The following is a 17760-nucleotide window of genomic DNA, read 5'->3' as shown; positions in this document are numbered from 1 at the left end:
GAAAAACAGCTGATTTTTGTCGTCTTTTAAACATAAAATGTTAGCGGACGACATTGAGGTTTTGATTCAGAAGGAGTGCACTATGCAGCGTCGCCTGGCAACGCTTGACGATGTGGCCCGCGAGGCCGGCGTGTCTCAGCAGACGGTCTCCCGGGTGCTGAATAATCCGGACGTGGTGTCTGAACGAACCCGCGATAAGGTCATCCGCGCGATGCAGGCGCTGCGCTACGTACCGAACCGTTCCGCTCAGCTGCTGGCGGGGAAATCCGCGCCGTCGATTGGGCTGATAACCGCTTCGCTGACGCTGCACGCGCCTTCACAAATCGCCGCGGCGGTGAAAAGCTACGCCGGTCTGCATCAGCTTGAGGTCTCGATTGCGATGCCGGTGCAGGTCGACTATCCGTCGCTGCAGGCGCGGCTTAATGAGTTTCGCGCCCAGCATATTCGCGGCGCGATTATCAGCCTGCCTCTCGAAAGCAGCCTCGCGGAGCGGCTGGTGGTGGAAAACCCCGATATCGCCTGCATGTTTCTTGATGTTTCGCCGGAGACCGACGTGTGCTGCGTGCGTTTCGATCATCGCGACGGCTGCGGCGCGTGCGTGCGGCATCTCTGGGACGCCGGGCACCGGGAGTTCGGCCTGCTGGCCGGGCCGGAGAGCTCGGTCTCCGCGCGCATGCGATTGAGCAGCTGGCGCGAGGCGCTGCATCGGCTGGGCGTCAGTAATGCGGTGACGGTGTTTGGCGACTGGAGCGCCGCCAGCGGCTGGAACAAAACGTTTGAGCTCCTGCATCATCATCCGCGCATTAGCGCCATCGTGGTGGCTAACGATCAGATGGCGCTTGGAGTGCTTAGCGCGCTGGCGCAGCTTAACCGCACCGGCAGCCAGGCGATCTCGGTCACCGGTTATGACGATACCGCGGACAGCCTCTATTTCCAGCCGCCGCTGACCACCGTCGCCCAGGATTTTAATGTTCTCGGGAAGCGGGCAGTAGAACTGCTCATTCAGCTCATGGCCGCTCCGCAGATGAAGATCCGCGAGCTGCTGCCGACGCGCCTGATTATCCGCCAATCCACCTGGCCCTGCGCGGGCGCCACGCAGGAGAAGAAAGAGGGTCTTGTCGCGCAGATCAAAGCGCTGGTGGAAAAGCTGTAAGCAACAGTCCGTTTAGCTTTCATTGATGTTGCGCGTGATAGCTTATCGGACAAGCGTACTCAGGGGGTTATGCCCTGAACGTAAAAATGCAAAACACAATCTATCCATGCAAGCATTCATTCACCGCCAGTCACATGGCGGTTTTTTTTTGCCCGTTTTCGGTCGTTGGAATATGGCGTTATTTTATTTAATTCTGCCAGTAGGTCGATTACTCGCCGCTGCTAAGCATAAATGCGCTGTTTTCACGCCGCGGTGTCAGAAAATTTCCCCGGCTTATACTTTTTTATCCAGCATAAAATGCTGTTGACCGGGGGCGGCAGGGCGCGCTTTTTTTAGCGCCATTCGGCTATGCTGAAAGCCAAAGCAGGCGAGTGAAAGGCAACGTCATGATGATATTAAAAGATAAAGAGCACGTAGACTCGGTTGACTGGCAGACGGTGGCGGAGATTATCGCCGCCGCAGGTCTCAATCAGCGGGACGTCGCGCTGGTGGAGCGCGCGTTTCGCCATAGTACCTTTTGCTGGTTTGGCTATGAAAACGGGCAGCTTATTGCCGTTGCCCGGGCGATTAGCGACCTGACCTGGTGCAGCTATCTGGCGGATGTCGCGGTGCACCCGCGCTGTCAGGGAAAGGGGTACGGGCAGCAGCTGATGCAATCGGTCAGCGAGCGGCTGCGGCCGTTCGGCAAAACCTTCATCTACTCGGTGGTGGATAAAGTCGGCTTTTATCGCCGCTTTGGTTTTGAAACGCTGACCACGGGCATGGTCTGCGCCAGCGAAGAGGCGATAGCGCGTATGCGCGAGCAGGGATTTGTTGGCTAGTAAATACCTCTTAAAAAAACGCATTTACCAAACGGTTTAAATGGCTGCTGAATGAATCAATGCCATTACCCGGCCGCTGAGGATTATTTCGCTGGCCCTTGCCGGTTGCTGCCGTAAATAATCGGATAAACTTAGTCGGCTACAGCCGGTCCAGTTAATTATGACAGATAGCCTGGGTTAAAAGGGTAAACTGTGTTACACAGTTCCATTCTCCTGGCAAACATCTGGATGGGATTATGCTGACAACTCTGATTTACAGAAGTCAGATGCATTTAACACAAGAAACCGATCTCATACTGCTGGTTGAAAAAGCGAATGCTGAGAACGCAGCACGCGGGATTACGGGCATACTTCTTTTAAAAGATAATGTTTACCTTCAGATACTTGAGGGGGATGAGTGCGTGCTTGAGCAGCTATTCAGCACGATCAAGCAAGACGATCGCCACCATCAGGTTGTCGAGCTGATGCGTGATTACGCGCCGCGCCGGCGCTTTGAAAACGTAGGGATGATGTTTTTTGACCTGAATAAACTGCAAACCGCTGACGTCCTGACAAAGGTTCGCCAGCTTAGCCAACTGAAAGGTTATCTTTCCACCGAAGAGCGCGTCTATAAATTTATCCATACTTTTATCAGTCAAAAAAGCGATGTCGCGCCGTCACCCTTTTTACGGCCTGACAAATGGTCGCTTCATTCGCGTAAACATGCATTTCATGCGCCGCAAGAATCGTTTTTTGCCGGTCAATGCTGTCAGTTTGCTTTCCAGCCCATTATCGAACCGTTGGCCGGGAATATCACTTCGCTTGAAGCACTTATTCGTGATAAAGACGGCGGTAGTCCCGCCAATTTCTTTGCCTCGATTCCGCCAGAGCAACGTTATGAAGTTGATCTCAAAGCGAAATCAGTTGCCTTTGCCCTGGCGAAAGAAATCAATATTGGCGACCATAAAATATCCATTAATATCCTTCCGATGTCTCTGGTTGTTATTCCTGATGCCATTGAATACCTGTTGCAGGAAATAAAAAAACAGGGTCTTGAACCCGAACAGGTGATCGTGGAGGTGACGGAAGATGAAATGATCTCCGGTTTTAGCCAGTTCAGCAGCGCGATAAAAAAACTGCGCGTCTCTGGTATGGGGCTGGCAATTGATGACTTTGGCGCCGGTTATGCTGGACTCTCGTTGTTGACAAAAATTCAGCCTGATAAAGTTAAAATCGACCGCGAGATTATTACCGATATCCATCAGAGCGGCCCTAAACAAGCGGTGGTAAGATCGATTATCAACTGCTGCCGTGAACTTGAGATTGCGGTGGTTGCCGAAGGCATAGAGCGGATAGAGGAGTGGTGCTGGCTCGAATCTGCGGGTATTAAACGCTTCCAGGGCTTTTTATTTGCCATGCCGAAAGTCAACGGCGTCGGTGACATACGCTGGCCTGGGGAAAAGTGAAGCCTGATTTGCCTTAATGTACCGAGCGGTTTGCCTCCGGCAGCAGCGCAGGCGAGTAGACATTGCGTATTCCGCCTGGAGTATCCCTATTTTCTGAAGCTGAACCGGCCAATAGTTGCTGATGGCCGGTAAGCTCATGACTAACCGCAAGCCCTGCATATTCCCAATCTATAACAGACTGACCCTTGTTAATCATCTAGCCTGTCATGACTGATTTCATCTTCGTGGGTGCTTATCAACTGCGTGAGCGCTATTTGTTCCTGAAACTTGGTCAGAAGCAGTTCTGCGTCCGTCTTCAGAACGTCTTCAGATGATTCCAGTACTGAATTTATCGCTTTCGTTACGCTGCTAACTAATTCCGCGACGCCGCCTTCCTTGCCGATAGCGAGCATCAGCGCGCTAATGAGCAAAGACTGCGCCTCGACCTGGGCAGCTAGCTGCTTACTTTCGGCATCCATGGCGGAAATTTTAGCAATTATGCTGAGAATGACATTATTCATTGTATCCCTCAAATCAATAAGTTAGAGCGGGTTGTTGATGGCTATATTCGCTGTTGATAATCCGAATTAACCATAGAACATAAATATGCCAGAAAAAATATCGGTAGCGTTAGTCAGGTTTTGGACATCACCAAAGTAAAGCATGAAAACGCGCCGGTCCCACTTCCATATTCCTCCAACGATCGCGCCCGACAGAGCGCAAAGGAGCATGAAGAGTGCGGTTGTTGAAAAGAAAGACGCCAGGCTTGAGGTCGTGTTTAGCCTGGCCGACCTCTGATATTTCTTGCTTCAGCATCAACTCATACAGGCGACAGGAAAATGTGCGGATGTTTAACCGGGAGGACAAGCTCGTTGGCAAGAGCGGCTGGCTCTGTCCAACGAGATACAGCATGGGCTGACGCCAGACCATGAATATGGCTCATGTTGTAATGAAATTAACTCGCTTTCACTCATCTAATGGCTCTGGCATAACATGCTGTATTCGATATAGATAATATGAAGATGAAGACTGCTTATGGAAGCCTGCGCCAGCCTGCAACCATCAGAAAGGACTGCAGTTTTTATCTCAGAACTTAGGATGCACATCTGCGATGAATCAACAATTTACCTTTACTATTAAACGCACTCTCTTTGATGAAAACTATAACCCCTCAGAAAATACGCGTATTACAACCAACTTTGCTAATTTAGCAAGAGGGGAAAATCGCCAGGAGAATCTGCGCAATACCTTAGTCATGATTGACAATCGTTTCAATACGCTGGCGCACTGGGATAACCCCAAAGGCGATCGCTATGCCGTTGCGCTGGAAATTATTTCAGCCGAAATGAATATCAGCGCCACCGGCGATACCTTTCCGGTAATTGAAATATTGCAAACCAGCATTATTGATAAAAAGACCGATGAACGTATTGAGGGTATCGTTGGCAATAATTTCTCTTCGTACGTTCGCGACTACGACTTTAGCGTATTGCTGTTAGACCATAATAAAGGACGCGCAGGTTTTAGCCTTCCGGAAGGATTCGGCGATTTGCACGGCAACATATTTAAACATTTCGTCAATTCAGCGGAGTACAAGGCCAATTTCAAAAAATCACCGGTCATTTGCCTTAGCGTCTCCAGCAAAGACACCTATCACCAGACCGGAAATCAACATCCTGTCCTGGGGCTCGAATACCGGCCAGAGGGTTCATCGTTGACTGAGCAATATTTTGGCAAAATGGGCCTGAAGGTTCGCTACTTTATGCCGAAAAACAGCGTTGCGCCTTTGGCCTTTTATTTCTCAGGGGATTTGCTGAGCGATTACACGAGCCTTGAGCTGATTAGCACCATCAGCACGATGGAGACGTTCCAGAAGATATACCGCCCGGAGATCTACAACGCCAACTCTGCCGCAGGACTCTGCTATCAGCCCGATCTGCATCATCAGGACCATTCATTAACCAAAATTGTTTACGATCGTGAAGAGCGCAGCCAGCTGGCGGTAGAGCAGGGGAAGTTTACCGAAGAGCACTTTATTAAACCGTATAAAAATATTCTGCAGCAATGGTCTGCTCATTACGCTCTTTAAGACATCGCATATATAAGGCTATCGATAATGACAAAATTATTACCCACTTCAACAGCCGGCAGCTTACCGAAACCGTCCTGGCTTGCAGAGCCGGAGAAACTGTGGTCCCCATGGAAACTGCAGAATGAAGAGTTAATTGCCGGGAAAAAAGACGCGCTGAGCCTGTCCTTATTTGACCAACTGCGCGCCGGTATCGACATCGTCAGCGATGGCGAGCAAACCCGTCAGCACTTTGTTACTACGTTTATTGAGCACCTCAGCGGCGTCGATTTTGAAAAACGCGAAGTCGTTAAAATCCGTAATCGCTATGATGCGAGCGTTCCGACCGTCGTGGGCGCCGTCGAGCGTCAAAAACCCGTTTTTGTCGAAGATGCGCGTTTTTTACGTCAGCTCACCAGCCAGCCGATTAAGTGGGCGCTGCCGGGTCCCATGACCATGATTGATACGCTCTATGACAATCACTATAAGAGCCGCGAAAAACTGGCCTGGGAGTTTGCGAAGATACTTAATCAGGAAGCCAGGGAACTGGAGGCCGCCGGCGTCGACATTATTCAGTTTGATGAGCCAGCCTTTAATGTGTTTTTTGATGAGGTTAATGATTGGGGCATCGCGGCCTTAGAAAGAGCCGTTGAAGGGCTAAAATGCGAAACTGCGGTACATATCTGCTATGGATACGGCATCAAAGCGAATACCGACTGGAAAAAGACCCTGGGAACAGAGTGGCGACAATATGAAGAAGCGTTTCCTAAGCTGCAAACCTCCAGCATCGATATCATCTCGCTGGAATGTCATAACTCACGTGTTCCCATGGATCTGCTTGAACTGATTCGCGGAAAAAAAGTGATGGTTGGAGCCATCGACGTGGCGACCAATGCGATCGAAACGCCGGAGGAAGTCGCCGCGACCTTACGTAAAGCGCTGCAGTTTGTGGATGCCGATAAGCTTTATCCTTCAACCAACTGCGGCATGGCGCCGCTATCGCGTCCGGTGGCGAGCGGCAAGCTCAATGCGCTAAGCGCCGGGGCGGAAATTATCCGCAGGGAGCTTCTGGGTAAATAGTTCTCATTATTTTTAATCCCGGCGAAGACAGGAAAATCAAGCATCAACGTCAGTGTAGAAATAAAACAATATCCAGTCGTGGACGCTGACTGGATGTTCTGCGCTTAATTTTACCATTCTGTGAATTTCCCGGGCTCTTGCTTAAACCCGGGAAAAATAATGTTGACGGCAGGCTATCGGCTACCAATATCCGATAGCCTTCATCCATGCCCCACCAAGTAACAGCCATATTAGAATCGATACAATCGAAACCACAAAACTCACTCCCCACCATTGCCCGGTTGAGTTGTAACCTGAGCCAAACAGTGCTGGACCCGGTCCGCCGGAATACTGAGTCAACCCCATAGAGAGGTTAGAAGTATAGCCGAGCACGAGAGCTGCAAATAGCGGCGGCGCACCGACGGAAATTGCGACGGCAAGAAATGCCAGATACATCGCAGAAATATGAGCCATTGCTGACGCGAAAAAATAGCGGGTATAGAAGTAAATGAGTACCAGCATTAAGAATACGGTCAGCCATTCAAAATGGCTGACATATCCTACAATCCCTTTTGATATCCATGATATCATTCCATACTTATTCAGAGCATTCGCCATCATCACTAGTACGGCAAACCAGAACATTGTATCCCATGCTGTTTTCTCTTCTATAATATTTTTCCATGACATAATGTTTGACAGCAGAAGTATTGCCAGACCAATAAAGGCCGAAAGTGTCGCGGGAATAGAAAAGAAAATGTCACCTACGGTCCATAGAAGAATCAATAACATGAAATCGAAAGCCAGGATTTTTTCAGCCAAAGACATAGGACCCATTTTTTTTAATTCTTCTCGGGCAATGCCTGGAATTTCTGGCGTTTTTTTCAACTGTGGCGGGTATATAAAGTAAATGGTTAAAGGAATGAGGATCAGTGAAGCAATACCGGGAACGATCGCCCCAACAAACCAGGTCGTCCAGCTAATTTCTATACCCTGGCTTCTGGCCAGCTCAGCGATTAACGGGTTTCCCGCCATTGCGGTCAGGAACATCGTGCAGACGATGGCATCTATTTGTGACACACAGATCATCAGAAAAGCCCCGGCCCTTCTTGCTGTAGCGCCTGGCTCTGAATTATACGCAGTGGCAATAGACTGAGTAATGGGATACATAATTCCACCCCCGCGGGCCGACGCGGAGGGGATACCTGGGCCAAGTACGAGATCGGAGAGCGCGAGACCATAGGCCACACCAAGCATGTTCGAGCCACATTTAGAGATAAACCATAGAGCAACGCGCCTTCCGAGTCCGGTTTTAATAACAGCACGCGAAATAAACATTGCTATACCAATCAACCAGATCGTCGCATTAGCAAAACCAGAAAGCGCACCGACCGTCTCCCCCTTTGCTGAAAGCGGAGTAACGCCGGTAAGTGCAGAAAAGATGAGCGCAATCATAGTGACTGCCCCCATCGGCATGACTTTCAGGATAATCGCAAAGATAGTGGTCGCAAATATTGCAAACATATGCCATGCATTAGCAGAAAGACCTGACGGTGGCGGAATAAACCAGAGTATTATTCCAAATAATAAAGTAATTACTCCCTTCCGCAGAGGAAATGCTAATTTAACGTCAATGGTATTATTAGAATTGTTCATCTGATGCCCTCTTTTTCGCCCATCTTTAGGCCTGGTGTAATTATCCGCATTGATGTAAATCAATTATTGGTCTGCAGACAAAATTGATTTCGCTTCAAGCAATGCTATTGCCCAGAAATTCCATGTTTATCCATTTGTTTTGTGTGGTTGTATTGGCTTGAATTAACATTGTTGCGCTGGGAAAAATATGGATACTCTGCATCGGTTTAGATATCGTTGCGCGATCGGCTTTGATATCAGAAAGAACATCATGACTATTTTTGATGAGATGAAGTGAATATTTTTATTAGAGCCGTCGTGTGCCGGAATGATTACCGCCAAAAAATTGAGCGTTCGCTGGGGACGGGCGCTTTATCACTGAAGCTAAAATACGGACAGTGAAACAGATTTGAGTGACAGTCAGGGGTCTATTGAAGTCCTGCAAACCAAAAGCAGAACGCCCCCTGGTGCATCGGCAGCAGGGGGCGTTTACGGATGGGGATTATCGTCGTTCATCAGTCATCCCATTTGTGGCTCAGGTAAGCGGCAAGAAATCCAAAGAACAGAATGGTTCCCAGAACTGCCATAAATACATGCATATTTCCCAGCATGATTAACCTCCATTAGTTTTGCTATGCGCTATGTTGTCCTCATTGAACGGGTTTACGGTTGTTGGATACATCTTAACCCGACTAATCTAAACAAACGCTTAACAAATTGCCCAGCGTGACTATTATCCATGTGAATCACTCTCCCTTTTTACCCGCCAGCGCGCTTTTCCTGTACTGCAACGGGCTAAGGGCAAACTGCTGGCGGAAGTGATGGCGCAGGGTGCTGGCATTTGAGAAACCGCAAAGCTCGGCAATCTGCTCAACGCTCAGCCGGCTGTGGGTTAAGTGCTGCGTGGCGCGCTGAAGGCGCTCGTCAAGCAGCCAGCGGGCGGGGGTTTTGCCGGTAGCGTCTTCGAAACGGCGTAAAAACGTGCGCTGCCCCATGCCGGCTCTTTCCGCCAGCGAGGCCACGGTGTGGCCAGCGGCGAGATTCTGGTGCAGAAAATCAAATAATTGCCCCAGCCTCTGGCTCTCCCGCGCTTTGGCCACCGGGCGAACAATCTGCTGCGCCTGCCCGCCGTCGCGATGGGGGGAAACCACTAACCGTCGGGCGACAAGATTCGCCGCTTCGACGCCGAAGTCCTCGCGCACCAGGTGCAAACATAAATCGATACCCGCGGCGCTGCCTGCGGAGGTCATGACGCCTTCGGCGCCGACGTACAGCACGTCATCGATCACCTCAATGCGCGGAAACCGCGCCCGCAGCTGGTCGGTATAGCGCCAGTGGGTGGTCGCCTGGCGGCCGTTCAGCAGCCCGGCCGCGGCCAGAACGAAAACCCCGGAGCAGATAGAAATTATCCGGCAGCCTCGCGCATGGGCGGCGACCAGCGCCTCGCACAGCGCTGGCGGCACGGGGGAGTCAATACCGCGCCAGCCGGGCACCACGATGGTGTCCGCTTCGCCTAACAGCGCCATACCGCCGTCGGTCATGAGCCGAATTCCGCCGGTTGCCCGCAGCTCACCGTCGTCGACGGCGGCCACGGCAAAGCGATACCATCGTTCGCCCATCTCCGGGCGCGGCAGGCCGAAGATCTCAACGGTGACGCCAAATTCAAAGGTACACAGGCCATCGTAGGCGAGGGCAACAACCCGATGGCGTGACAACGTCACGGATGGAATTGTCAGGATTTCAGCGTTTTCAGTCATGGTTCTCGGCAGATGTCGCGCAGGCGGTTAATTAAAGTAGTGGTATCACAGACAAGGAGAAGATGCCATGAGTGTTGTAACCGCTATTGCCCCCGCCAGTTCTACCGACGCCGCCGCCTGGTTTCGTCATAAGCTAAGCCTCGAGACCGACTGCGCCGATGTCTACAGCGCGATGCGCGAAGGAGAAGTGGATTTTGTTCTGCTGCACGTCGTCGGCAGTGAAGAAACCTTTGCCCGTCGTCATCTCCCGGGCGCCCTGCATTTACCGCACCGACAAATTGATGAAACCAGAATGGCGCAGTGGCCTGATGACACGCTGTTTGTGGTCTACTGCGCCGGGCCGCACTGCAACGGGGCGGACGTCGCCGCCATGAAGCTGGCTCTGCTGGGGCGCCCGGTAAAAATGATGCTCGGCGGCCTGAGCGGCTGGGAAGATGAAGGGTTGCCTTTCGCAAAGTGAATTTATTTCATGTGCCATGAAATATTGTCGTTTGCCGATGAAACCTCTGCATGCCAGTATCTGGACATATAGCCATCCAGAAGTCTATAAATTCAAATAATGAACTATCACGGTGGGTAATTAACTTTGCCCGCCGCTAAGGAGACACCATGCAACGTCATCAGGCCCCGTTCCGCGCAGATATTGTCGGCAGCTTTTTACGTCCGGACGCCATCAAACAGGCCCGTCAGCAGCTGGCCGCCGGCACCATCGACGCGCAGCAGCTGCGGCAGATAGAAAATGAGGCGATTCGCGTTCTGGTGCAGCAGCAGTGCGAGTGCGGGCTGCATGTGGTCACCGACGGTGAGTTCCGCCGCGCGTGGTGGCACTTTGATTTCTTTGACGGACTACAGGGCGTTGAGCGCTACGATTCAGAAAAGGGCATTCAGTTCAACGGGGTACAGACCAAAGCGCACGGCGTTCGCGTCACCGGTAAACTGGCCTTTGGCGATCACCCGATGCTGGAAGATTTTCGTTATCTGAAGAGCATCAGCGGCAGCGCTCAGCCGAAGATGACCATTCCCAGCCCGAGCGTGCTGCACTTCCGCGGCGGCCGGAAAGATATCGACGCGACGGTGTATCCGGATCTCGCCGACTATTTCGATGACCTGGCAACCACCTGGCGCGATGCCATTCGCGCCTTCTACGATGCGGGCTGCCGCTATTTACAGCTTGATGACACCGTCTGGGCCTACCTCTGCTCCGATGAGCAGCGACAGCAGGTGCGCGAGCGCGGCGAAGACCCGGATGAGCTGGCGCGCATTTATGCCCGCGTTCTGAATAAGGCCCTGGAAGGGAAGCCGGAGGATCTGACCGTTGGCCTGCACGTGTGTCGCGGTAACTTCCGCTCGACCTGGATCTCCGAGGGCGGCTACGAGCCGGTTGCGGAAGTGCTGTTCGGCGGCGTTAACATCGACGCGTTCTTCCTCGAATATGACAATGACCGTTCCGGCGACTTCGCGCCGCTGCGCTACGTTCGCCCCGGCCATCAGCAGGTGGTACTGGGCCTGATCACCACTAAAAACGGGGAGCTGGAAAACCCGGAAGGGGTGAAGGCTCGTCTGCAGGAGGCGGCGCAGTACGTCCCGCTGGCGCAAATTTGCCTCAGCCCGCAGTGCGGTTTTGCTTCCACCGAAGAGGGTAACTCTCTGACCGAAGCCCAGCAGTGGGATAAAGTCCGCCTGGTCACCGGCATCGCCGCGCAGGTCTGGTAATCTCTCCATAGCGCAGCGTTGCACTATTTTAAGGCAACGCTGTGCACCCGCCTTTATTTTCCCCGTATTCTGCCGCGCTTTCAGACGCTTTCACAACCTGGCATCGTTTTTGCCTTATCACTTCCGGTGAGTCGTTAATTCATTTTTTTGTTTTTGCGCTATTCAGGAGTGACACACATGCAGCGTCGAACACTATTAAAAGCTTTTGCTCTCTCCGCCTCTGTTATTAGCATGGGCTTCTCCTTACAGGTTTATGCCGCCGACACCATTAAAGTCGGCATTATGCACTCGCTTTCCGGGACGATGGCGATTTCTGAAACCCCGCTGAAAGATGTCGCCCTGATGGCTATCGATGACATCAACGCCAAAGGCGGCGTGCTGGGTAAAAAACTGGAACCGGTAGTGGTAGATCCGGCATCAAACTGGCCGCTGTTTGCCGAAAAAGCGCGTCAACTGCTGACGCAGGATAAGGTGGCGGCGGTGTTCGGCTGCTGGACCTCCGTATCGCGCAAATCGGTTCTGCCGGTATTTGAAGAGCTGAACGGTCTGCTCTTCTACCCGGTACAGTATGAAGGCGAAGAGATGTCGCCGAACGTCTTCTACACCGGCGCGGCGCCAAACCAGCAGGCGATTCCGGCGGTGGAATACCTGCTGAGCGAAGACGGCGGCGGGGCGAAACGCTTCTTCCTGCTCGGTACCGACTACGTCTACCCGCGCACCACCAACAAAATTCTCCGCGCTTTCCTGCACGCCAAAGGCATTCAGGATAAAGACATCGAAGAGGTCTATACCCCGTTCGGCTATAGCGACTATCAGACTATCGTCGCCAATATCAAGAAGTTCTCCGCCGGCGGTAAAACCGCGGTGGTCTCTACCATCAACGGTGATTCCAACGTTCCGTTCTATAAAGAGCTGGCTAATCAGGGGCTGAAAGCGACGGACGTGCCGGTGGTAGCCTTTTCCGTGGGCGAGGAGGAGCTGCGCGGGATTGATACTAAACCGCTGGTGGGCAACCTCGCGGCGTGGAACTACTTCGAGTCCGTCGATAACCCAACCAACAAACAGTTTGTTGCCGACTATCGCGCTTACGCCAAAGCCCACAAGCTGCCAAACGCCGATACCGTGGTAACCAATGACCCGATGGAAGCGACCTGGGTTGGCCTGCACATGTGGGCGCAGGCGGTGACGAAAGCAGGATCGACCGATGTCGACAAGGTGCGTGATGCCATGGCCGGCCAAACCTTCAAGGCGCCGTCAGGCTTTACCCTGACCATGGATGCCACCAACCATCACCTGCACAAGCCGGTAATGATTGGCGAAATCGAAAGCAACGGCCAGTTTAACGTGGTCTGGCAGACCGAAGAGCCGGTACGCGCCCAGCCGTGGAGCCCGTGGATTGCCGGGAATGATAAAAAGCCGGATCACCCGGTTAAAACCGTCAGCAACTAAGCGTTAGACCCCGGCGCTGCGCCGGGGGGAATGATTCAGTCTTCCGGGCCCGAAGCCCGGATTTCCCCGAAAAGGAGAACGACCATGAACGCATTACGCCTCATGTGTTACTTCGCGCTGCTGATGGTCTTGATACCGTGGCGGGCGCAGGCAGCGGACGCCGACGATTTTGTGGCGGCCAATCGCAGCCAGCAGGCTCAGCTGCTGGTACAGTGGGCCGCCGCGCCCGAAGCGCCGCGTTTACCGCTGCTGCGGGCGCTGAAAAGTGAAACATTGCAATCTGATAGCGGCGGTCATGCGTTCAGCAAACAGGGCGACAGCCTGCTGGCGCTGGGCGCGGTTCCGGCGCCCGTCGGCCCAACAAAACCGGTGCGCCTGACCAACCGCCTGCGTAACCTGGCGGCAGGCGCGCTGGCGACGCATCTCCTGGTTAGTGACAACGTCACGGAAAGGGCCGCGGCGGCGAAAACCCTGCAGCGCGAAGCGACGCCTGAGATGGCGGGGCTGTTACAGCAGCGTCTGACGGCGGAAACCGACGGCGCGGTGAAGTCGCAGCTGGAAATTGCGCTGGCCCGTTTACAGCTTGTCAGTCCTCAGCCCGCACTGCGGCTGGCGGCCATCGCGCTGCTCGGCCACTCCGGTGACCCGGAAACCCAGGCGCTGCTGACGCCGTATACCGATGCCCGGCATGAGCCGGACCCGGCGATTCGCGCGGCGGCCCAGGAGAGCCTGAGTAAAATCCAGCACCGTCTGCTGCTGGGCGATCTTCTCGGCCAGGCTTTTATGGGCCTCTCCCTCGGTTCTGTCCTGCTGCTCGCCGCGCTCGGTCTGGCCATCACCTACGGTCTGCTCGGGGTGATCAATATGGCCCACGGTGAGATGCTGATGATTGGCGCCTACAGCTGCTGGCTGGTTCAGCAGGCGCTGGCGCAGCTGGCGCCGCAGTGGCTGGCCTTCTATCCGCTGATTGCGCTGCCGGTGGCGTTCCTGATCACCGGCGGTATCGGTATGGTGCTGGAACGCACCGTGATCCGTCATCTCTACGGGCGCCCGCTTGAGACGCTGCTCGCCACATGGGGGATCAGCCTGATGCTGATCCAGCTGGTGCGCATGCTGTTTGGCGCGCAGAACGTTGAGGTCGCCAATCCGGCATGGCTCTCCGGCGGCGTGCAGGTTCTGCCGAATCTCATCCTGCCGTGGAACCGTCTGGCGGTACTGGTTTTCGTGCTGCTGGTGCTGCTCTTTACCTGGCTGACGCTGAACAAGACCCGGCTAGGGATGAACGTGCGGGCGGTGACGCAAAACCGCGCGATGGCGGCCTGCTGCGGCGTGCCGACCGGACGGGTCGATATGCTGGCGTTTGGCCTCGGTTCGGGGATCGCGGGGCTGGGCGGCGTCGCGCTGTCGCAGCTCGGTAACGTCGGGCCCGAGCTGGGCCAGGGCTACATTATCGACTCCTTCCTCGTGGTGGTGCTCGGCGGCGTTGGTCAGTTGGCGGGCAGCGTGGCGGCGGCGTTTGGTCTTGGCATCTTTAACAAAATCCTTGAACCGCAGATGGGAGCCGTGCTGGGTAAGATCCTGATTCTGGTCTTGATTATCCTGTTTATCCAGAAACGTCCCCAGGGACTGTTCGCCCTCAAAGGGAGGGTTATTGACTGATGAGCCAACCTATTACCTTAACGCTGGCGCGCAAAGCGCCGCGCCCGCTGCGCTGGTTCGGCGTGCTGCTACTGCTGGGCCTGCTAAGTATGCCGTTTCTGGCGCTGCTGCCCGCCACGCATCCGCTGGCGGTCTCCACCTGGCTGCTGACGCTGACCGGCAAGATACTCTGCTACGCCATTGTCGCCGTGGCGCTGGATTTGGTCTGGGGCTATGCCGGGATGCTCTCGCTTGGCCATGGGATCTTTTTTGCTCTCGGCGGCTACGCCATGGGCATGTACCTGATGCGCCAGGCGGCGGGCGACGGATTGCCGGCCTTTATGTCGTTTTTGTCGTGGAGCGAGCTGCCGTGGTTCTGGTGGGGCACCCAGCATTTCGCCTGGGCTATGCTGCTGGTGGTGCTGGTGCCCGGCCTGCTGGCGCTGGTTTTCGGCTGGTTTGCCTTCCGCTCGAAAATCAAAGGCGTCTATTTTTCGATTATGACCCAGGCGCTCACCTACGCCGGGATGCTGCTGTTTTTCCGTAACGAAACCGGCTTTGGCGGTAACAACGGTTTTACCGGCTTTACCACGCTGCTCGGTTTCTCCGTTACCGCCATCAGCACGCGGGCGGCTCTGTTTATGGCCACGGTACTGCTGCTGTTGCTCACCCTGTGGATTGGCTATTTGCTGGCGCAAAGCAAATTTGGCCGCGTGCTGACGGCGGTGCGCGATGCTGAAAACCGCCTGATGTTCTGCGGCTACGACCCGCGCGGCTTTAAGCTGCTGGTATGGACCCTTTCCGCCGTACTGTGCGGCCTGGCGGGGGCGCTGTACGTGCCGCAGGTCGGGATCATCAACCCCAGCGAAATGTCGCCGACCAACTCTATCGAAGCGGCCATCTGGGTGGCGCTCGGCGGTCGCGGAACCTTAATCGGCCCGGTGCTCGGCGCGGGGCTGGTCAACGGCGCGAAAAGCTACTTTACCGTGGCGATGCCGGAGTACTGGCAGCTCTTTCTGGGACTGATTTTTATTATCGTGACGCTGTTTTTACCGCGTGGCGTTATCGGCCTGCTGCGTAAAGGAGATCGCTGATGCCATTGGATGAAGAGCTATTTACCCGCCAGCTGCCGACGGACCGCTTTCGCGAGCAGACCGATCCGGTACTGCAGCTGGAAGAGATTAACGTCAACTTTGACGGTTTTCAGGCGTTGACCAACCTGTCGCTGCAGATTGGTGTGGGCGAGCTACGCTGCGTGATTGGGCCGAACGGCGCCGGTAAAACTACCCTGATGGACGTCATCACCGGCAAAACCCGGCCGCAGAGCGGCAGGGCGCTTTACGATCAGTCGGTGGACTTAACAACCCTCGATCCCATCGCCATCGCCCGCCAGGGCATCGGGCGCAAGTTTCAGAAACCGACGGTCTTTGAGGCGCTGACGGTGGCAGAGAATCTCGAACTGGCAATGAAAGGTGATAAATCGGTGTGGGCCAGCCTGCGGGCGCGCCTGAACAGCGAGCAGGCCGACCGAATCAGCGAAACCCTGCGCCTGCTGCGGCTGGAGGGCGAACGCTATCGGCCGGCGGGGCTGCTGTCGCACGGGCAAAAGCAGTTTCTGGAAATCGGCATGCTGCTGGTGCAGGAGCCGCATCTGCTGCTGCTGGACGAACCCGCCGCCGGGATGACCGATGCGGAGACAGAATATACCGCCGAGCTGTTCCGCACCCTTGCCGGGCAGCATTCGCTGATGGTGGTCGAGCATGATATGGGCTTTGTCGAAACCATCGCCGACAGGGTGACGGTGCTGCATCAAGGACAGGTGCTGGCGGAGGGGTCGCTGCGCGAGGTGCAGGCCAACGAACAGGTGATTGAAGTTTATCTCGGACGCTAAGGAGCGCGGATGTTACAGGTTAATCAACTACATCAATATTATGGCGGCAGCCATATCCTGCGTGGAGTGGATTTTGCCGCTCGCCAGGGCGAGATCACCTGCCTGCTCGGGCGCAACGGGGTGGGGAAAACCACCTTGCTGAAGTGCCTGATGGGGCTGATCCCGGCGCGCAGCGGCGAGGTGCTGTGGCAGGAGAAGAATATCACCCACCGTAAACCGCACCAGCGGGTGCAGTCGGGGATCGCCTACGTGCCCCAGGGGCGGGAGATTTTTCCGCGCCTGACGGTTGAGGAGAATCTGCTGATGGGGCTGTCCCGCTTTTCCGCCCGCGACGCGCGCGCGGTGCCGGAAGAGATTTATCAGCTGTTTCCGGTACTGAAAACCATGAAGCAGCGGCGCGGGGGCGATCTTTCCGGCGGGCAACAGCAGCAGCTGGCCATTGGCCGCGCGCTGGCCAGCCGTCCGCAGCTGTTGATTCTTGATGAACCGACGGAGGGCATTCAGCCGTCGGTGATTAAGGAGATTGGCGAGGTGATTCGTCAGCTGGCGAACCGCGGGGATATGGCGATTCTGCTGGTCGAGCAGTTTTATGATTTTGCCGCCGGTCTGGCGGATCGCTATCTGGTGATGTCGCGCGGCGCGATTATCCAGCAGGGCAACGGCGGCGATATGGAAGCCGAAGGGGTCCGCGGGATGGTCACCATTTAACTCGCCCCGGATGGCGGCCTCCCCCCGGCTCGCGCTGCGCTTAGCCGGGCTACAGGTATACAGCAGTCTGCTGGCCCGTAGCCCGGGCAAGGCGCTTTGCGCCGCCCCCGGGGAGTTCGCCACAGGGCGCATTGGATATGATTTCCCGGAGGCGATGCTGCGCATCTGTCCGGGCTACCGCTCGCACACGGCGATGAACCCGTAGCCCGGGCAAGGCGCTTTGCGCCGCCCCCGGGGAGATCGCCACAGGCCGCATTGGATATGGCTCCCGGAGGCGATGCTGCGCATCTGTCCGGGCTACCGCTCGCACACGGCGATGGACTCGTAGCCCGGGCAAGGCGCTTTGCGCCGCCTCGGGGAGCTCACCACAGGGCGCATTGGATATGGCTTCCCGGAGGCGATGCTGCGCATCTGTCCGGGCTACCGCTCGCAGACGGCGATGGA

18 protein-coding genes are annotated in these 17760 nt (G+C 55.0%); 13 read left to right on the top strand and 5 right to left on the bottom strand.

The features are described from left to right. Positions 1–82: 82 nt before the first annotated feature. The 3 genes from ABLU96_RS07060 to ABLU96_RS07050 all read left to right on the top strand — a co-directional run bounded on the left by ABLU96_RS07060 (position 83) and on the right by ABLU96_RS07050 (position 3419). Complete coding sequence (locus ABLU96_RS07060; protein ID WP_064406403.1) at positions 83–1153, top strand: LacI family DNA-binding transcriptional regulator; 1071 nt, start codon at positions 83–85, stop codon at positions 1151–1153. A 386-nt stretch (positions 1154–1539) separates the two neighbouring features. Then, the gene (locus ABLU96_RS07055; RefSeq protein ID WP_064377314.1) at positions 1540–1974 is read left to right on the top strand and encodes a GNAT family N-acetyltransferase; all 435 of its coding nucleotides are present in this window, start codon (positions 1540–1542) and stop codon (positions 1972–1974) included. A 236-nt stretch (positions 1975–2210) separates the two neighbouring features. Continuing rightward, positions 2211–3419, top strand: a complete 1209-nt coding sequence (locus tag ABLU96_RS07050) for a diguanylate phosphodiesterase (RefSeq protein ID WP_064406400.1) — start codon at positions 2211–2213, stop codon at positions 3417–3419. A gap of 188 nt (positions 3420–3607) precedes the next feature. On the opposite strand, the gene iraP is transcribed toward ABLU96_RS07050, so the two are convergent. Beyond that, entirely contained in the window at positions 3608–3919 is a 312-nt protein-coding gene (iraP, locus tag ABLU96_RS07045) for an anti-adapter protein IraP (RefSeq protein ID WP_004851215.1), read from the bottom strand. 127 nt (positions 3920–4046) lie between these two features. Further along, positions 4047–4328, bottom strand: coding sequence for a hypothetical protein (locus tag ABLU96_RS07040; RefSeq protein ID WP_064406398.1), 282 nt, complete (start codon positions 4326–4328; stop codon positions 4047–4049). A 181-nt stretch (positions 4329–4509) separates the two neighbouring features. On the opposite strand from ABLU96_RS07040, the gene ABLU96_RS07035 reads away from it, so the two are divergent. Together ABLU96_RS07035 and ABLU96_RS07030 are read left to right on the top strand one after the other, a co-directional pair. Continuing rightward, positions 4510–5487, top strand: a complete 978-nt coding sequence (locus ABLU96_RS07035; RefSeq protein ID WP_025105763.1) for a DUF1852 domain-containing protein — start codon at positions 4510–4512, stop codon at positions 5485–5487. Positions 5488–5514: 27 nt separating this feature from the next. After that, positions 5515–6546 carry a methionine synthase gene (locus tag ABLU96_RS07030; protein WP_049083439.1) on the top strand — a complete coding sequence of 344 codons (1032 nt, stop codon included), beginning with the start codon at positions 5515–5517 and terminating at the stop codon, positions 6544–6546. A gap of 180 nt (positions 6547–6726) precedes the next feature. Here the strand turns inward: ABLU96_RS07030 and ABLU96_RS07025 are convergent, their stop codons facing one another. The 3 genes from ABLU96_RS07025 to ftrA all read right to left on the bottom strand — a co-directional run bounded on the left by ABLU96_RS07025 (position 6727) and on the right by ftrA (position 9917). Beyond that, positions 6727–8181 (bottom strand): DASS family sodium-coupled anion symporter, encoded by a 1455-nt coding sequence (locus ABLU96_RS07025; RefSeq protein WP_064406395.1) that lies wholly within the window; start codon positions 8179–8181, stop codon positions 6727–6729. A 494-nt stretch (positions 8182–8675) separates the two neighbouring features. Beyond that, complete coding sequence (gene mgtS / locus ABLU96_RS07020) at positions 8676–8771, bottom strand: protein MgtS (protein WP_004102377.1); 96 nt, start codon at positions 8769–8771, stop codon at positions 8676–8678. Positions 8772–8906: 135 nt separating this feature from the next. Then, on the bottom strand, positions 8907–9917 hold the full coding sequence (gene ftrA / locus ABLU96_RS07015) for a transcriptional regulator FtrA (RefSeq protein ID WP_064377322.1): 1011 nt from the start codon (positions 9915–9917) through the stop codon (positions 8907–8909). A 67-nt stretch (positions 9918–9984) separates the two neighbouring features. On the opposite strand from ftrA, the gene ABLU96_RS07010 reads away from it, so the two are divergent. From ABLU96_RS07010 to ABLU96_RS06975, 8 genes are all read left to right on the top strand, one after another. Next, the gene (locus ABLU96_RS07010) at positions 9985–10377 is read left to right on the top strand and encodes a rhodanese-like domain-containing protein (protein ID WP_049082190.1); all 393 of its coding nucleotides are present in this window, start codon (positions 9985–9987) and stop codon (positions 10375–10377) included. A gap of 149 nt (positions 10378–10526) precedes the next feature. Beyond that, positions 10527–11630, top strand: coding sequence for a cobalamin-independent methionine synthase II family protein (locus ABLU96_RS07005; protein WP_032719179.1), 1104 nt, complete (start codon positions 10527–10529; stop codon positions 11628–11630). Between the two features lie 177 nt (positions 11631–11807). Further along, positions 11808–13079, top strand: coding sequence for an urea ABC transporter substrate-binding protein (urtA, locus tag ABLU96_RS07000; protein ID WP_014229499.1), 1272 nt, complete (start codon positions 11808–11810; stop codon positions 13077–13079). Positions 13080–13163: 84 nt separating this feature from the next. Next, entirely contained in the window at positions 13164–14738 is a 1575-nt protein-coding gene (urtB, locus tag ABLU96_RS06995; protein ID WP_348862404.1) for an urea ABC transporter permease subunit UrtB, read from the top strand. Continuing rightward, positions 14738–15811 carry an urea ABC transporter permease subunit UrtC gene (gene urtC / locus ABLU96_RS06990; protein WP_014229497.1) on the top strand — a complete coding sequence of 358 codons (1074 nt, stop codon included), beginning with the start codon at positions 14738–14740 and terminating at the stop codon, positions 15809–15811. The genes urtB and urtC overlap by 1 nt, the downstream gene beginning before the upstream one ends. After that, positions 15811–16608 (top strand): urea ABC transporter ATP-binding protein UrtD, encoded by a 798-nt coding sequence (urtD, locus tag ABLU96_RS06985; RefSeq protein WP_025105756.1) that lies wholly within the window; start codon positions 15811–15813, stop codon positions 16606–16608. Before urtC ends, urtD begins: the two co-directional genes overlap by 1 nt. Before the next feature lie 9 nt (positions 16609–16617). Further along, entirely contained in the window at positions 16618–17316 is a 699-nt protein-coding gene (gene urtE / locus ABLU96_RS06980) for an urea ABC transporter ATP-binding subunit UrtE (protein WP_064406392.1), read from the top strand. 10 nt (positions 17317–17326) lie between these two features. Beyond that, positions 17327–17521 carry a hypothetical protein gene (locus tag ABLU96_RS06975; protein WP_064406390.1) on the top strand — a complete coding sequence of 65 codons (195 nt, stop codon included), beginning with the start codon at positions 17327–17329 and terminating at the stop codon, positions 17519–17521. Positions 17522–17760 lie beyond the last annotated feature (239 nt).

This window comes from Klebsiella sp. CN_Kp106, assembly GCF_040064575.1.
Taxonomy (GTDB): Bacteria; Pseudomonadota; Gammaproteobacteria; order Enterobacterales; family Enterobacteriaceae; genus Klebsiella; species Klebsiella michiganensis.
This window is presented reverse-complemented; position numbering and strand designations above follow the sequence as displayed.

What these genes read in the sequence shown, in the direction of transcription:
- ABLU96_RS07060 (WP_064406403.1), top strand. Translation starts at nt 83, where the DNA reads ATGCAGCGTCGCCTGGCAACGCTTGACGATGTGGCCCGCGAGGCCGGC.
- ABLU96_RS07055 (WP_064377314.1), top strand. Translation starts at nt 1,540, where the DNA reads ATGATGATATTAAAAGATAAAGAGCACGTAGACTCGGTTGACTGGCAG.
- ABLU96_RS07050 (WP_064406400.1), top strand. Translation starts at nt 2,211, where the DNA reads ATGCTGACAACTCTGATTTACAGAAGTCAGATGCATTTAACACAAGAA.
- iraP (WP_004851215.1), bottom strand. Translation starts at nt 3,919, where the DNA reads ATGAATAATGTCATTCTCAGCATAATTGCTAAAATTTCCGCCATGGAT.
- ABLU96_RS07040 (WP_064406398.1), bottom strand. Translation starts at nt 4,328, where the DNA reads ATGGTCTGGCGTCAGCCCATGCTGTATCTCGTTGGACAGAGCCAGCCG.
- ABLU96_RS07035 (WP_025105763.1), top strand. Translation starts at nt 4,510, where the DNA reads ATGAATCAACAATTTACCTTTACTATTAAACGCACTCTCTTTGATGAA.
- ABLU96_RS07030 (WP_049083439.1), top strand. Translation starts at nt 5,515, where the DNA reads ATGACAAAATTATTACCCACTTCAACAGCCGGCAGCTTACCGAAACCG.
- ABLU96_RS07025 (WP_064406395.1), bottom strand. Translation starts at nt 8,181, where the DNA reads ATGAACAATTCTAATAATACCATTGACGTTAAATTAGCATTTCCTCTG.
- mgtS (WP_004102377.1), bottom strand. Translation starts at nt 8,771, where the DNA reads ATGCTGGGAAATATGCATGTATTTATGGCAGTTCTGGGAACCATTCTG.
- ftrA (WP_064377322.1), bottom strand. Translation starts at nt 9,917, where the DNA reads ATGACTGAAAACGCTGAAATCCTGACAATTCCATCCGTGACGTTGTCA.
- ABLU96_RS07010 (WP_049082190.1), top strand. Translation starts at nt 9,985, where the DNA reads ATGAGTGTTGTAACCGCTATTGCCCCCGCCAGTTCTACCGACGCCGCC.
- ABLU96_RS07005 (WP_032719179.1), top strand. Translation starts at nt 10,527, where the DNA reads ATGCAACGTCATCAGGCCCCGTTCCGCGCAGATATTGTCGGCAGCTTT.
- urtA (WP_014229499.1), top strand. Translation starts at nt 11,808, where the DNA reads ATGCAGCGTCGAACACTATTAAAAGCTTTTGCTCTCTCCGCCTCTGTT.
- urtB (WP_348862404.1), top strand. Translation starts at nt 13,164, where the DNA reads ATGAACGCATTACGCCTCATGTGTTACTTCGCGCTGCTGATGGTCTTG.
- urtC (WP_014229497.1), top strand. Translation starts at nt 14,738, where the DNA reads ATGAGCCAACCTATTACCTTAACGCTGGCGCGCAAAGCGCCGCGCCCG.
- urtD (WP_025105756.1), top strand. Translation starts at nt 15,811, where the DNA reads ATGCCATTGGATGAAGAGCTATTTACCCGCCAGCTGCCGACGGACCGC.
- urtE (WP_064406392.1), top strand. Translation starts at nt 16,618, where the DNA reads ATGTTACAGGTTAATCAACTACATCAATATTATGGCGGCAGCCATATC.
- ABLU96_RS06975 (WP_064406390.1), top strand. Translation starts at nt 17,327, where the DNA reads ATGGCGGCCTCCCCCCGGCTCGCGCTGCGCTTAGCCGGGCTACAGGTA.